The sequence below is a fragment of the Psychrobacter vallis genome, assembly GCF_904846715.1.
Taxonomy (GTDB): domain Bacteria; phylum Pseudomonadota; class Gammaproteobacteria; order Pseudomonadales; family Moraxellaceae; genus Psychrobacter; species Psychrobacter vallis.
Window position 1 is genome coordinate 47,116 of sequence record NZ_CAJHBU010000006.1, and the last position, 15,450, is coordinate 62,565.

The 15,450-nt window shown below is 44.5% G+C and carries 16 protein-coding genes; 8 read left to right on the forward strand and 8 right to left on the reverse strand.

All coding sequences use genetic code 11. The features are described 5' to 3' along the window. The first annotated feature begins 1 nt into the window (after position 1). Positions 2-454 carry a threonine/serine exporter family protein gene (locus tag JMY02_RS05435; RefSeq protein WP_201596046.1) on the forward strand — a complete coding sequence of 151 codons (453 nt, stop codon included), beginning with the start codon at positions 2-4 and terminating at the stop codon, positions 452-454. Between the two features lie 44 nt (positions 455-498). Here the strand turns inward: JMY02_RS05435 and JMY02_RS05440 are convergent, their stop codons facing one another. Together JMY02_RS05440 and JMY02_RS05445 are read right to left on the reverse strand one after the other, a co-directional pair. Beyond that, complete coding sequence (locus JMY02_RS05440) at positions 499-1,575, reverse strand: XAC2610-related protein (protein WP_201596048.1); 1,077 nt, start codon at positions 1,573-1,575, stop codon at positions 499-501. 100 nt (positions 1,576-1,675) lie between these two features. Next, the gene (locus JMY02_RS05445) at positions 1,676-2,044 is read right to left on the reverse strand and encodes a hypothetical protein (RefSeq protein ID WP_201596050.1); all 369 of its coding nucleotides are present in this window, start codon (positions 2,042-2,044) and stop codon (positions 1,676-1,678) included. A 215-nt stretch (positions 2,045-2,259) separates the two neighbouring features. On the opposite strand from JMY02_RS05445, the gene JMY02_RS05450 reads away from it, so the two are divergent. Further along, complete coding sequence (locus tag JMY02_RS05450; protein WP_201596052.1) at positions 2,260-2,472, forward strand: hypothetical protein; 213 nt, start codon at positions 2,260-2,262, stop codon at positions 2,470-2,472. Between the two features lie 237 nt (positions 2,473-2,709). Here the strand turns inward: JMY02_RS05450 and JMY02_RS05455 are convergent, their stop codons facing one another. Both JMY02_RS05455 and JMY02_RS05460 read right to left on the reverse strand, forming a co-directional pair. Next, positions 2,710-3,318, reverse strand: coding sequence for a GNAT family N-acetyltransferase (locus JMY02_RS05455; RefSeq protein WP_201596054.1), 609 nt, complete (start codon positions 3,316-3,318; stop codon positions 2,710-2,712). A 237-nt stretch (positions 3,319-3,555) separates the two neighbouring features. Continuing rightward, entirely contained in the window at positions 3,556-5,190 is a 1,635-nt protein-coding gene (locus tag JMY02_RS05460; protein WP_201596056.1) for an FAD-dependent oxidoreductase, read from the reverse strand. Between the two features lie 252 nt (positions 5,191-5,442). Between JMY02_RS05460 and truD the strand changes: the two genes are divergently transcribed. After that, entirely contained in the window at positions 5,443-6,726 is a 1,284-nt protein-coding gene (truD, locus tag JMY02_RS05465; RefSeq protein WP_201596058.1) for a tRNA pseudouridine(13) synthase TruD, read from the forward strand. Here truD and JMY02_RS05470 read toward each other — a convergent pair. Next, a complete protein-coding gene (locus tag JMY02_RS05470) occupies positions 6,721-8,181 on the reverse strand; it encodes a GGDEF domain-containing protein (protein WP_201596060.1) in 1,461 nt (486 codons plus the stop codon). The genes truD and JMY02_RS05470 overlap by 6 nt on opposite strands. A gap of 160 nt (positions 8,182-8,341) precedes the next feature. Continuing rightward, positions 8,342-9,223, reverse strand: a complete 882-nt coding sequence (locus tag JMY02_RS05475; protein WP_201596062.1) for a PHP domain-containing protein — start codon at positions 9,221-9,223, stop codon at positions 8,342-8,344. Between the two features lie 207 nt (positions 9,224-9,430). Here JMY02_RS05475 and ispZ point away from each other — a divergent pair, with 207 nt between their 5' ends. From ispZ to JMY02_RS05500, 5 genes are all read left to right on the forward strand, one after another. Continuing rightward, positions 9,431-9,982 (forward strand): septation protein IspZ, encoded by a 552-nt coding sequence (gene ispZ / locus JMY02_RS05480; RefSeq protein WP_201596064.1) that lies wholly within the window; start codon positions 9,431-9,433, stop codon positions 9,980-9,982. Between the two features lie 197 nt (positions 9,983-10,179). Continuing rightward, the gene (locus JMY02_RS05485; RefSeq protein WP_201596066.1) at positions 10,180-10,521 is read left to right on the forward strand and encodes a YciI family protein; all 342 of its coding nucleotides are present in this window, start codon (positions 10,180-10,182) and stop codon (positions 10,519-10,521) included. Between the two features lie 59 nt (positions 10,522-10,580). Beyond that, entirely contained in the window at positions 10,581-10,946 is a 366-nt protein-coding gene (locus tag JMY02_RS05490) for a hypothetical protein (RefSeq protein WP_227678425.1), read from the forward strand. Between the two features lie 14 nt (positions 10,947-10,960). Then, the gene (gene mnmD / locus JMY02_RS05495) at positions 10,961-13,036 is read left to right on the forward strand and encodes a tRNA (5-methylaminomethyl-2-thiouridine)(34)-methyltransferase MnmD (RefSeq protein ID WP_201596070.1); all 2,076 of its coding nucleotides are present in this window, start codon (positions 10,961-10,963) and stop codon (positions 13,034-13,036) included. An 82-nt stretch (positions 13,037-13,118) separates the two neighbouring features. Further along, positions 13,119-13,748: a hypothetical protein gene (locus tag JMY02_RS05500; RefSeq protein WP_201596072.1), complete on the forward strand. Its 630-nt coding sequence runs from the start codon at positions 13,119-13,121 to the stop codon at positions 13,746-13,748. Positions 13,749-13,856: 108 nt separating this feature from the next. Here the strand turns inward: JMY02_RS05500 and JMY02_RS05505 are convergent, their stop codons facing one another. Beyond that, positions 13,857-14,516 (reverse strand): DUF4112 domain-containing protein, encoded by a 660-nt coding sequence (locus JMY02_RS05505; protein WP_201596074.1) that lies wholly within the window; start codon positions 14,514-14,516, stop codon positions 13,857-13,859. Beyond that, positions 14,509-15,447, reverse strand: coding sequence for a 4-hydroxybenzoate octaprenyltransferase (gene ubiA / locus JMY02_RS05510; protein WP_201596076.1), 939 nt, complete (start codon positions 15,445-15,447; stop codon positions 14,509-14,511). The genes JMY02_RS05505 and ubiA overlap by 8 nt, the downstream gene beginning before the upstream one ends. Positions 15,448-15,450: the final 3 nt, after the last annotated feature.

Genomic DNA, 15,450 nt, shown 5'->3' on the forward strand with positions numbered 1-15,450 from the left:
GATGTGGTTCATTGAAACGGTTGTCCTCGCTTGCATCATTACTCTTGGATGGACGCTGATGTTCACCGTCCCCAAACGCTATATTTTGCCGTGTTTACTGATGACCGCGTTTGGTTTTGGATTAAAAACCGCCCTTGTCTATCAGCAGGTACATCTCGTGGTTGCTAGCTTTTTTGGGGCGATGCTTGCCAGCTTTTTGGGTGTCTATTTTTCTAAAAAATATACCCTACCGCCCAAAGCGCTGATTTCGCCCAGTGTCATCTGTATGATGCCCGGTATCGCCGCTTATAAGGCGATGGTCAGTATGGTGCAGATCGGTTATTTTGGCTATTCGGACGAGTTATTTAGTCAAATGATGGTCTATTTTTTTGAGGCATTGTTTGTAACCTCAGGATTGGTGCTGGGTTTGTCTATTCCTGGACTGTTGTTTTATAGACGTCGTGCCATTGTCTAAGCAGGTTTAAATAGCAGGCTATTTTTTAGATGATCCATCATCACTTATCTAACACTTACATTCTCAAATTTGGCAAGATTGTCCAAACTGCCTTGCACGCTTTTGGGTTGCGACTTTAACGAAACCGTCTTATTAGACACTTTTACCGTGATGCCTTGCTTATTAATGTAATAGCGTACGGGTTTATTGGTGAAGCGAAGCGTCTGCGTCGATACATCATAATCAAACTGCCCGTCGTAAAACAGCTCCACTCTACCGCCTTTGTCCGCAAATACATAAAATAGCTGCTCGCCGTCAGTATCATTGCTATAACTGCTGTCTATCACCATTTTTTTGCCATTGTCTAAATCAAACGTGTAGATAAAAGGTGATTTGCCATCAGTCTCTGAATCATCGTACATCGGTAGCATGTCATAATGATCGACCACCATTTTGCCATTGACTCTGGTGCTTTCAGTAATAGCAAACAAGCCATTTGCCTTGCCTTCTTCCTCAATAATATGAACGGCAACGGGCTTATTATTGATCACTTTATACTCTGAATATTGATGCCACGCTGCCCCACTTTTGGTCATAGTACTCAAGGTTTGGCTGTCTTCATCAACATCAAAAAACCCGCAATAGCCTTGTGCCAGTTCGGTAAACGCCTTGCTATGAACGAATTTGGCACCTTTTTTTAAATACACTTGATAAGAAGGTCCGCCATAACAGCCATAGCGGCCATCTCTCACTGCCAAATCTTCTTGACCATCAAAATTAAAATCATCATAAATCAAGACGCTGCTTTCGCCATACGGAAGACTGACGATATTGGCGCTTATTTTTTCGCCCAGCTGATGTTCTTGACTGTTATCCAGTTCATACTCTATATCGATATCAGCAGGCTGACTAATAAGAATCTTCTTAGTCTTGGTATTGATAATCTCTATGAGGCTGTTTGTTTCGCTGTCTTCATCGGTGTTTGATTCGGTACTTGAGTGAGGCTTAATGACGGCATAGTAGTCGTCAGAAAAATCTTGGATTTGATAGGTTTTAGCAACGGCTGGAGACATGAAAAAAAGTAATATTAATAGTAAAGTGGCTGATTTAAATGACCCTTTAGGCATAAAAGCGATATTCATATATATCCTTAACGACATGAGAAAATAAAAATAAGACTGTTTATGCGTGAAAAGCTTTACTATTTTTGTCGTGAATAATATGCAAAAGAATGGCTTAGTTTTAATTGCCCAACACCCATTCATCATTCACTTGATACACCTTAAAATTTGTCTTGTTGGTTCGGCTATTGCCAGCAATTGCCTGCGTGATATCAGCCGTACATATATAGGTGTTTTTACCTTCCGTGGTATCACAGTTTATATTCTCGACTTTTTCAAGTTTTGGCATCATGCCTTCCATCATGCCGCTCATGGCTTTTGCCATCTCGTCATTACCTGCATTCGCTACCGCATCATTTACCATCGTATTTGCTTGCTCATATTGAGCTTCAATTAGGCCTTTAACTGTACTTTCGGGAGGCGCGTTCGAACATGCGGCAAATAATGGAGTTAATACTGCGATCACCGCTAATTTTTTAAAGTGGGTCATGTCGTTCTCACTATTTTTATAAAATTATTTAAACTATATAGAATTACCACTTAAAACCCAACTTAATTTTATGTTTTTTTGCCGTCTTAATTGAACCCTGCGTGTTTTACAAATCAATCCCTTTAAAAGACTTAAAGTGTGGCTCACATCGTCGATCCACTATAAAATAAATACAGCGATCCTGCTATGATGCGATTAATACTGACTGTTGAGAAATGACTGTGTGGCAAATTTACCTTTTTATATTACCAATTGGTCTTGGCATCATGACGCTTGCGGCAAGTTTGCTGTTCTTTTTTGCTTATCTGATGTCTGATGACAATGCCACGCGCTTACCAGCGTTTAACTGGTTTAAGCGCTTAATTGTTGTGGCATTTATTTTACTAAGCATCGGACTGTTTATGACGTTTGGTCATTTTTGGGGTTAGGGCGTGTTTGATAATTCAACCATGGCACTGACAGAGACTATTTTTTGCCGCTTCTGTGCTAAAAATAGTCCTGTCCCCTGTTTTTATGATGGGGCTGATGCTAAAACTGCCCCATACGGTGTTGCAAGTCTCGCTAAGGTATTCACATTATCATCGACTTGCACCTTGTCTAGAACAGTTTTAGCGATCAGCAGTGCCTATTTGTGAATATCAAGCACGCCCTAATCAAGATAGCATTTACTCGCTAACGATTTTTTCTAATTCCAATAACTCTAGATCTTGACGCTTTGGCTCGCCATTATTACCATCATTTGGAAACGGCATTTTATTACCGTTTAGCTCATAGCCACGGCGCTGATAATAAGCCAAAAGCTCAGGCCGATGACTCAAAATTGACATGGTCAGACGTGCAGGCTTTTCATTAATGCTTTTATCAGAGACGCCAGTGCTTGATTGTAGATGTCTTTCGGCAAACGTCTCTGCCGCTTGCAATACCTCATGACCAACGCCCTGCCCTTGTAGCTCAGGATGGACGGCAAACATACCAATATACGCGCTCTTGTTCGCGTCAGCATCGACTTTCATATCGACTGCGATACAACCAAGCATCTCACCTGTCTCTTCTCCATCACGCTCACCTGTGGTCGTTTTTGGATAGACAAATAAATAGTGTGTGGGATTAGCTATGGTGCTCGCAAGCTCATCTGGGGTGATACGAATACCACTGACCAAATCCGCCTCATTGGTCCAGCCCGCTGTCTCCCGATAACAGCAATTTAATAACTGTTCAAGTGCGCCAATATCATCCGTTTTGGCTTGACGTAAAAACACAGCATCCTTATTCATATTCTAATTTTCCTTTTTTATTGACTTATAGTTAGGCTAATATAAAAGAGAGTCAGCGAGACTGGGGTAAATTTTTTGACGCCTCTGGAGTGCAAAGCACACAGCAAGCGAGAAAAATTTGTACCAGTCTCGCATCATAATATTGTGTATCCATTTTATTCAGTATCAACTTATTATAAAAGACTGACCTGAATCAACAGGCCAGCCTTTATCATAAGGCTTATACCCTGTTACAGGCTAGTGCGATAATGCATGCGCTTGGTCAATAATATCGAACCCAGCATCAATCTGCGCACGCGTTGGTGCATGACCACGGCGCAGTAGCTCAGAGAAAGCCACCAACTCTTTGTCACGTCCAAGCGTACTTGCCGCACTGGCACGCCTCTCATCGGCATCGTCAGCGAAATAGTACTCAATATAATCGAGCGTGTCTGGCGAACCAAATAAAATGCCGTGATCGGGTGTCGCGGCATGACCACTATAACGCAGGCTTTTGCCATATTGCATCGTCCAAAAGAAAGGAATGCGCGCCTCCAGTGAGTCAACCGTGTCATCGTTCATGATCACGGCCGCCGTCACCAAACCATGCTGCAAGGCCACACGCCAATGTTCGATACGCAGTCGTCCCATCTGGTTAGTCGCTTTGGCGATATCGCCCAACGCATAAACGCCATCACGCAGTTGCAAATGACTATCTACTTGCACGCCATCTGGCGCGTTTACTTCTTCGAACAGTTGAGTACGTGGTGCGACGCCCGTCCCTAAAATCACGATATCTGCATCAATACTTTCACCATTTGCTAATTTAATACCACTCACTCGTGAGAAATTGTTTTCACTATCATCGGCTTGTTCGAGCTCAACGATTTCGGTCACGCTGGCATCAAAGACGAACCGTATCCCATTTTCTTCATGCAGCTTAATGAGCGCATTGCTAACGGTTTCAGAGACAATATTACCCATCACACGATTGCCTTGTCCGATGACGGTAATAGAAGCGGTTGTACCCGCTTGTGCTAATGCAGAAGCGACCTCCATACCAATAAAACCGGTACCGACAATCACCACACGCTGGTCATGACTGGTCGCCTTTATTAATTTGGCATCATCCATACTGCGTAACGTATAAACGCCATCAAGCTCAGCACCTTTAAAGGGTGGTATCTTAGGCTGCGCCCCTGTCGCTACGACTAAAAAATCGGCAGTTTGCTGTGTGCTTTGACCGTTTTTATTTTCAATCACGATGGTACGCTCATTGGGCAATACTGCACTGACCGTTTGGTTTAAACGCAGCTCAATATTGTTGTTACTCGCCCAATCAGCACCGCCCAGTAGCAGTTTTTCTGCATCCATCTTGCCTGCCAAAAATGCTTTGGATAACAAAGGACGGTTATAAGGCGCGGACTCATCAGCACTGATAAGCGTGATCTTGCCACCATAACCCGTTTGACGTAGCTGATGCGCCGTCATAAAGCCTGCACCGCCGCCACCCACGATGATGGTATGTGTGTCGATCAATTTGTCCTTTTCAATCGACTTATTTATCTTGGCGGAGGTCGTCACGGTCACGCTGTCACCATCATCTGTCAGCTCATATCGGGTCAAGCCTTCTATCGCTATTGGCTCTAGTAACGTGCCATCTTGGCTATCAAAGCTTGCATGATGCCAAGGACAGACCACACGATTACCACAGCGCAAGCCTGATCCTAAATCAGCCCCAGCATGCGGACATTTGCCATCAAAGGCGCTAAATTTGTCCTCATCACGAGTGATTAAAATGATACTATCGTCATCCTGTTTGTAGGATTTCATACCGCCACTTGGAATATCCGCTTTGCTAATAGTGACTGTCTTAATGGTTGCGTTGCTCATAAATTTTCCTTAACGGTTATAATTATTTTCTAATTGAATGCTATTATTTCCTGATTGCAGCCTGTGCTGCCAGTCGTCTCAAGTGACGTATGTCTATATCCATCAGTACCTATATATTGATAGTAGCAAGACCACTTGGCTTACGCTGTTTTTTTGTAGGTTTGCTGCGTTGCAAAACGTAATTACTTGCTTTTAACACCGCCCTTTACCATATCCCTTTAAAACTTATCATCAAAAATAAAAGACCGTTTTATGACTTCTCAAGAGAAAGATATCAACCTGACAACCAATCCTCCCTCTACGGCTCAAGAGATAGCACTGAAAAATGAGGTGCTAAATAATGAGGCTTTGGATAATAAGCCTGTGCATAATGAAGCATGCGATATCTCAAATATCGATATAGCTGTAGCGACTGACACCTCACGCTTACCGCAGCCCGTACAGCCACCGTTAAAACAAGCACACTATAAAGCCAATACCACAGATTTTATTGTCAACGAGCTATTGCCGTTAGAGTTTACTGGCGAAGGCGAGCACTTGTGGTTGCATATCCAAAAATCAGGCATGAATACCGCTTATCTTGCCAAACTCCTATCAGAATGGGCTGAGATTCCGTTACGAGATGTGGGTTACTCAGGTCTCAAAGACCGTCATGCCCTGACCACACAGTGGTTTAGCTTACGAATACCCAAAAAGCAATTGCCACCTACTGAATTTGCGCCAGTAGATATTGGCGAAAGCGAATCCGTCGTTATTCTCGCGCAGCATTGGCACAACAAAAAGCTCAATCGCGGTACTCACAGAGCCAATGAATTTATTATCACGTTGCGCAATATCGAGTTTGCACCTTTAGACACTGAAATGTCTGAAACCATAGATATTAAGTATCATATCGAGCAGCATTTAGAAAACATGAGTGCGCATGGTGTACCCAATTATTTTGGCACGCAGCGCTTTGGACGTAATGGCAATAATGTTAGAGAAGCCTTGGCATTGTTTGCGCGTCCACCGCGCGCGCCGCAACCCCAAGCAAAAAAGAGCAAACGCAAGCGCGTACCACGTGAGCAAAACACCATGGAGTTGTCTGCTGCGCGTAGCTTGATATTCAATGAGATATTGGCAGCACGCGTCAGTGATGGCAGTTGGAATAATGGTCTAGCAGGTGAAGTGTTTAACTTAGATGGCTCGGGATCGATATTTACGAGCGAAACGATCGACGATACTCTGCGCGCGCGACTTGCCAGCGGTGATATCCATCCAACTGGAGTGTTATGGGGTGTGGATAACGACAAAGTCAGTGGCACAGCCGCCGCCATCGAGCAGGACGTTGTTCAGGGCAATCCACTATTAATGCCGCTCGCAAAAGGCTTAGAGACGCGCGACATCAAGGCACAACGGCGAGCGCTGCGATTACCTATCGAAGCACTGTCTTGGAGATGGGATAACGATCAAACACTGGTGCTAAATTTTACGTTAACCACTGGCAGTTTTGCGACCAGTGTATTGGCAAGCTTGGTACAGCAATTGATCTCATAACTGAGTACCATAAAGTGACTCCATACTATTATCTTCTGCTGACATCTCGTTGGCGCTCACGACGTGATTGCGACCACAGTTTTTAGCTTCATACAAAGCTTTATCCGCCATACAAATTAAGCGCTGACAAATATCATGAGGTAACTGTGCTGCTGTTGAAAGCGGACGATTACCTCGTTTGCTACTGCGTGACCTAAACGTTTGTGGCTTTGCAAACTGACTCTCATCATCTTTTTGAACGAATTTTTTATGGGCTTTTTTGATACAGGTGCGCTCGTCATACGTTAAAGTATACACGCCCAAACTGGTGGTCACATTGAAAGTGAGATTATCATTGACTGCAATGACTCGCTTTGCAATGCTTTGCCGCAACTGCTCAGCAATGAGCATCGCACTATCGTGACTGGTATCTGTCAGCACGATTAAAAACTCTTCACCGCCATAACGGCTAATGATGGTTTCGTCCGTTAAAGATTGTGATAACGTTTGTGCCACTTCTACCAAAACTCGATCACCAACCTCATGACCATAATTGTCATTGATTTCCTTAAACAAATCCAAATCCAATAAAATCACGCTAAAGTCTTGCCTGTCTTTTACTGCCGCCAGTGCTTGTTTCATTTGTGTCAAACCATAACGGCGACTTTTAAGCTGGGTCAGCTCGTCTTGATTGGCATGTTGCAAGATTTCTTTTTTGCTGTCGTCTAATATCGCCAACAACGCTCGAAATATATAAACAATAAAAAGAGCTTTGGGAAGCGCCATATAAATATGTGTACTGCGCCAAAAAAACGCTGAGGAAAAACGTAGTTGACTCAAGCTATCCCAGCTTAGTAGACCATTTTTTAACGCAGAGGCAGAGATCGCACTTTCAATTGCCTTCATTTCGTTATAGGCCAGATAGTTATTCATATTTAAAGGAAAAGAGGTAATCGTTATTTGACGTAGATTGGGTAGAGCCACACCAAAATACGGAATGAGTGTCACTGCTAAAATCACCGCAGCATGCCCTAAAAACGCCCGCCATACATAACGACGCCGTATGAGCATCATTGCCAACATCGCTCCACCGACTAGCGAAACTCCAGACACCAAACTGCTGTGTCCCATGACTAAAATCACCAAAGCAATATAAGTGCTGTAAAGCGTCACTAAAATGGCCTGCCACTTATGTAACGAGCCATTGTCTTTTTTGATGGGCGAAAAACGGCCACTCATCCAAAAAGAAAACGCACCCATCAATGTCACGCCAACCCATAAAGGATACAGCAACGTCATATCAACATAGGCACCATAGATATCTTGACGACACCAAACAAAAAAACACCACAGCCAATGTGAGAAAACTTCCATTAAAATAAACAACGCCAGCAGCGATGTCCGATCAGCAGCTTGCCACTCAAAAATCACTCGAGAGAGTTTTCTATAGCCTAGATGAGATATCGATACAATCATAATCGGGCTACCGCGGACAGAGAAGGTTAGGAAGCTAAAGCCAGATCAGAGATACAGCTTAAACTGACTTATTGAATGTAGCAATGTTTGTCTTGGATATCTATCGGTTGGTCTGAGAAGTTCCTGCATTACTCCATGACGGTTTTTTAAGACAATGCTTTTAAGATAATGCTGCAAAAGACTGCCAAACGCCCTGCTGATCAGGAGTCAATGTTGGGACATCACCCAAACGTCGCCATGGCATATTGCTCCCATGAAAGTCGCTACCAATCGACGTGACAAGATTGTGCTCGGTGATGCTGCGATCAACCATTTTACGAGTACTAACGGGCTCACTATTAGCAGGTAGCTCACAGGCATCGCCACCAAGCTGTGCAAACTCTTCGATAAGCTTGCGTACTCTCGTCGCTGATAGCTGATAACGTGTTGGATGTGCCAGCACCGCCTTACCACCGCAGGCATGTATCAGCTCGATGCCATGCTGCATCGTCAGTGCTTCGATAGCCACATAAGCGGGTTTATTGTCCGCCAAATACTTATCAAAGGCTTTTTGTACCGTCTTGACTTCACCGCGCTCAAACAATACTTGACCAATATGCGCACGCCCAACCGCTTGCGGATTGCCGCCAGCTTTATCAAGTACCGCTTGCCATAGCTCGTCGTAGTTGATATCCAACAATTCACTGAGCTTTTCGGTAATGCGCTGCCCACGGGTTGCCCGACTGTCTTGCAATTGCTGCAATGTTTGGTGCATTTTTTCACGATCTGTAAAATCAAGCCCAAGCACGTGGACAATTTTATTGGTCGATTTGTTTTTGCCATAACCACCGTTTAACGTATGCTCACAGCTGATCTCAACTCCATTAATGAGTTGCATATCGCAAGCATTGGCAGCCGCGCGCGCTTCATCAATACCTGCCAGCGTATCATGATCGGTCAATGCCAAGACAGTGATGCCAGCTGCATGGGCGCGTTGTACCACTTCTGCTGGTGCATAAGTACCATCAGAGCAAGTACTATGACAATGTAAGTCGATTTTCATAAAGCCGTCCTTAAGATTTTGAATGTGTTGTCAATATAAGGATGTTGTCACTTAAAATACGATAATGACGATAGCTATGTTATCAGTAAAACGAGTTGCAAATGCCTAAGGCATGTCATATAGGACGATAATCGTGTTGATTGCTTTTTTTTGGCTCAGTAGACGTGTAAACTACCCCATACGTTTTTGTTGGACATCCTATTTTTTATGAAAGCCTTATTAGACTTCATTCCGTTAATTGCTTTTTTTATTGCCGCTCGTTATAACGGTATTTTAGCGGCAGCTGGCGCCTTGCTCGTTGCCACCATTATTATTTATGCGATTCATTTTATTCGCCAAAAAGGTAAATTCGATAAACAGCAATGGGTTGTCTTATTATTAACCATTTTGTTTTGCGGTGGTACATTACTCTTGCGCGATGATATCTATCTGCGCTGGAAATCACCCATTATCAACGGTATCTTTGCTCTGACGTTATTGGTCAGTGCCGCGATTAATAAGCCATTGATGCAACTGGCAATGAAAGACGTCTTTACGCTTACGTTAAGCGGCTGGAAAAAACTGACCATCGCTTGGGCGCTATTTTTCGCTTTTATGGGCGTATTGCATTATATCACAGCGTTTACGATGTCAGATGAGGCGTGGATTAACTTTAAAACCTATGGCTGGATTCCGATTATGCTGGTATTCGTTGTCGCCCAATTTGCGGTGTTAAAAAAGCATCTCAACCCCGCATTGACTGACAAAACAGCCAAGTAGTTTTATTATCTTATACCATAGTCGATACGAAATAAAATCGATACGCGATATTATAATGACGGACTGGGATAATTTTTTCTTGCTTGCTATGCCGTTGCTGCCAGAGGCAGCAAAAAACTTATCCCAGTCCCGCTAAATCTTTTGTATATTGATCTGACTATAGCGTTTTATTCTTAATTATTCATTGAGGAAGCCTCATGTCCTTATTTGCCATTATAGGTTACGACGTTGCAGATAGCAGTGCCCAACGTCAGGTGACACGTGCTGAGCATGTTGAACGTTTACAAGCATTGAGTCGCGAACAGCGTCTTATTATTGCAGGCCCCACACCCATCGAACACGGTAAAAACGAGATGTCAGGCAGCCTTATTATCGCTGATTTTGAGTCTCTCGATGCGGCACAAGCATGGGCAAGCGCTGAGCCTTATTTGCGTGATGGCGTATACAGTCATGTGGATATCAAACCATTTGTGCAAGCGTTACCGACCCCTAAAGACACTTCTGAAAATAAACCATCTACAAAGGTAACAGTATCGTGAGTCAGTGGTTATTTTTATTAAATAGTCGCATCTATAAAACTGCCTTGGCAAGCGTCATAATGCTTACAGCTGTATCAGTGCAAGCTGCCTCAACAGTGAATGCTACTGATGATACGGCTCCTTCAGCGACGTCACCAGCGGCAGCAGCAGAAGCAACGGCGACTGCCAACACCGCTCCGAACAACACTTTATTGGCGGCACAACTACAGCCCTCTAATAAAGCGCTATCCGATGCCAATCAAGAGCTACTAAGCCGTAATGCACAGCTCCAGCGCCAAGTGAACGATTTACAAACTCAAGCGAATGTTTTGGTATACGAGAGTAAAGGTCAGCTGTTTTTGTATGGTGCCTTTACGGTTTTAATCAGTTTATTGGTCGGTATTTTTGTCTCTTGGTTGGTATTTGTACGCCGTGAACGGTGGTAATTAAGAAACGCCCCATGTCTACTCCGCCAACTCACAATAATGACTCATTAAACATCATTACCCCTGCCAAAATTGATTGGCAAATAGATGATACGGGCAATATGGTGCCCGTATCGGGTGAGTTTGGGGATGTGTACTTTTCGCACGCGAATGGTCTAGCAGAATCACGTCATGTGTTTCTGAGGCACAACCAGTTGCCGGAGCGACTGGCCAATCTTGCGCCAAAGCAATGCTTTACGATTGCTGAATTGGGTCTTGGTACGGGACTCAATCTTTTGGCAACGTGGCAATTGTGGCGACAACTGCGCGACCAATATCCACAGCTGGCGTCCGCGCGTTTGCACTTTATCACTACTGAAAAATATCCTATACCGCTTACCGACTTAACGCAAATACTCACCTTGTGGGGACAGCGCGCCCCTGAGCTAGCAGAACTCATTGAGCCACTGTTGGCCGCTTATCCGCCTCTGATCGCGGGCTGTCATCGTTTAAATTTTTTCGCTGACAACCTAAGTGTAGACATGTGGTTTGGTGATGCCGCTGAGAGCTTAGCCAAATTGACATCAGATAAGTCCACTCAACCCACGCCCTATGTCGATGCTTGGTTTTTGGACGGGTTTGCACCTTCTTGCAACAGCACCTTGTGGGCTGAAAATATCTTTGCCCAAATCCAGCGTTTATCGTGTCCAAATACAACTGCCGCCACTTACAGCTCCGCTGGTATTGTCAAACGTGCGTTAAAAAAATACGGTTTTCAGATCCATAAAGTCAAAGGCTTTGGTCCCAAGCGTCAGATGTTAACGGCCATCATGAATGAATCAGATGAGAATGACCATATTAGTGACCGCACTAGTAACAATATTAGTGTTGATGAAAATCGCGATACCAATACTGAATTGGCTTATAGCGCGTTTGATCATACTGTCGTCATTGGTGCGGGTGTGTCAGGCTTACTCATGGCGTGGACGCTGGCCAATCGTGGTATTCGAGTTACGTTATTAGACAAATCTGCGCCACTAGCAGGCGCGTCGGGCAATCCTCGCGCCCTGCTCGCACCTAAGATGACACCGATTCATCATGTCGATGAGCATTTGCATACGATAGGGTATCTCTATAGCAGCAGACTATATCGACAGCTCAACCAAGAAGCTGAAAAAGAAAAAATACCATTTGTGCTTGAATCAACGGGTGCGCTCGATCTGCTGATAAAAGCCAATATCGGTACAGAGCAAATTAAGGATTATCCCAATGATATGGCAACCACATTATCCTCTGAGCAGGCGCAAGAGGTTAGTGGTCTAAAAAAGCAAGAGGTATCGGAGAACTTATATTTACCGCAATCTGGCTTGGTCAATCCGCAGGCCTTAAAGCAGATTATACTGACCCATCCGTTGATCCATTTTCAACAACTGGCTGTCGATTGCATTAGTGAAACACAAAGTCAGATCTGTATTCAAGGATGCGGCAAGGACAAGTCTGTGATAACTATTGACGCTGATAATGTAGTGGTTTGCGCCGCTTTTGAGAGTCATCAAATAGACAAGCGCATTTTTGATTGCCGTAAAATTCGCGGTCAGCTTTCTTGGTTTACACCCACGACGGAGCAACTTGCACATTTACCCAAAATACCGCTTAAATATAGCGGTTACTGTGCACTATTTAACGCCCAAACGGGCGATGCGCAGTCAAACGATGTTGTAGAGTGTCAGCCTCAGTTCTTACTAGGTGCCAGTTTTATACGCAATGACATCGCTACTGATATCCGTAGTGAAGAGCACCAGATTAGCCGCGACAAGCTCATCACTGCCATTCCTGAGATGAGCGCTGTTATCCCAGCAGATACCAGCTTATGGCAAGGACGCGCTGGCGTTCGTACCCAAACGCCTGATTATCATCCGATAGTGGGACAATTAATAGACAGCAGCCGCATGTGGGTCATGAGTGCGATGGGCGCTAAAGGTTATGCCCTTGCGCCATTATGTGCTGAGGCATTAACAGACATGATGCTAGGATCGTTTTCACCATTCTCAACAGCAATGCTGGCGCGTCTTTCACCACATCGCACGCGTTTGCAGACACCTTTGGTTTAAATGATTGTACAGTCGAACTCATTTGCTCTCTCACCATTTACCGTGCTTCAATGAAGCGCTTTTAACGGACAAAACCCTCACCATGAAGACTCATATATCAAAACGCTCAATGCCTAAATCCTACTATCAAATATTACCTGCTGCTTTTTTCAGCATGCTATTGCTGACTGCTTGCCAAGAAACACCAGAAACTGACACCGCGAATACAGCACAAACAGAGACAGAATTACAAACGACGCCAGTGACAACCAATATCAATACGACTGATATTGCCGATAATAAAGACAGCACAGATAATGACTCATCCCAGTCAGCAGATACCGAGCGCGATATCAGCTTAACGCAATTAGAAGATAACCTTGAGACCACTGGCTCAACCCCAAATGCTAGTGCTGTACCCAATCCTGAGCAAGCCATCAAAGGCGCACAAATCACCGATGTGCGTTATAAAAGCGCAACAGGAGAGTCATTATCCGTCGTCTTTGAGACGTCAGCTGCAGGTTTGCTTAATGCGATCGTCACTCTTCCCAACAAACCAAAAATGACCCTAACCGCGCCAGAAGGTCAAGGCAATAACCCCACTTATCGCTCAAGCGATGGCAGCATCCAACTGGTAAGTCATGCCGGTGGCGGTACTATTGATCTCATTCAAAATGACAAAGTAACAAGCTTTGATGCGGTCAGTGCTGACGCTGAAGTCATTACAGAATAGGCCCTAAGCGTACGCTGCTATGAACAGCATATTTTAGACCACAAAAAAGGCGGCAAACGCTATCATCGTTGCCACCTTTTTTATTGCCATTTAATAAAGTCCAGTCATTTAACCGAATCCTGTCATTTTTCCAAACAGACTAACTAACCAACTGGTTATTGCCCACAACCCCCAACCGATTACCACAATGACGAGCAATCCAAGCATGTCTGGGATGTGCAAATACAACCAAGCAATCACTGGATTGCGCCAAAAACGGCTTTGCTGCTGCTTGTTTTCTAGTGATTGATGCAGAAACGGTCGATCTATATGCATGGTTTCAGTGATGCCATACTCCTGCTGCAGATGCTCATGCACGATACCCAATGTCTTGCGACTGGGACGAATAAAGATATCTAACAGCGTACCAATACCAGGCACGATACCGACGACCATATCGATGAGCGCCAACCTGACAGCGGGCGTCATTTTATGCGCAGGCACGCCCAATTGACGACCCAAGACAAAGGCATAACTGGTTAACGCCAATCCTGCCAAATCTCCTGCCAAGGGAATGGTTGATAGCGCTGCATCGGCACCCATTCCTTGCTTGGTAAAAGGCACACGCACTAAAGAGTCCATAGCATTAGCAAACTTTGCCAGCTTACGCTCGGTGGCGACGACTTGCTCACGTGTTAGCCCATGCTCAGCCAGCTTTGCCTCATAATCCATGACGGACATAGGAGCATTAGGCGATTTTTTGCCTTTTAATTTTGAAAGTCTATCCATTGATAGTTGTCCATATACAAGCGATGGCTATGATTGCGAACACATAACGCCCTACCCAGATATTGGCTAAAAACGCTTGGAAACATGCGAAGGCATTACGACTGGCACAAGCACTGTTTTGTTTGGCAAACATCATTGCGACCAAAGCCAAGCCAAATATGGGCGTAATACCCAAGCTGGTTGGGGCAAAATAATGCCACAATACCGCACCCATCATTAATAAAAATACCATCTGTAGGACAGCAATAATAATCACGTCATAACGACCAAATAATATCGCCGTTGATTTGACGCCAATTTTTAAATCATCCTCACGATCAGCCATAGCATACTGGGTATCATAAGCCACTGTCCAGCACATATAAGCGAGGAATAACAACCAACACCAAATATCAGGAGCACCTTGTACAGCCACATAAGCCATCGGTATCGCCCAACCAAACGCTGCTGCTAAAAACACTTGTGGCAAATGGGTGTAGCGTTTCATAAAGGGATAAATAAAGGCCAATATCACCGCACCAAACGACCAATAAAACACTTCAATAGGCAAAAAAAACAACAGACTCACGCTGCATAATACCAGCACCAAAAAAGCGGCGATGGCTTCTTGAGCAGATAAGCGCCCATCAGCCAATGGTCGACCTTTGGTACGAGTCACATGACCATCTACTTTACGATCGGCAAAATCATTAATCGCACAGCCTGCTGCCCGCATAAACACCGCACCTAGCGCAAATAAGACAAATATTTTAAGACTTGGCAGACCTGCCGTCATTCCTTGTTGCTGCACCTGACCCATTGCCGCCAGCATCACGCCCCAGAGAGTCGGCCAAAGTAGCAACTCAATACCGACAGGCTTATCAAAACGGGTCAGCTGCATATAGGCGTAGAGTTTTTCTTTAAGCGTTAAGGGTGCACGGGTTTGTATCATAAG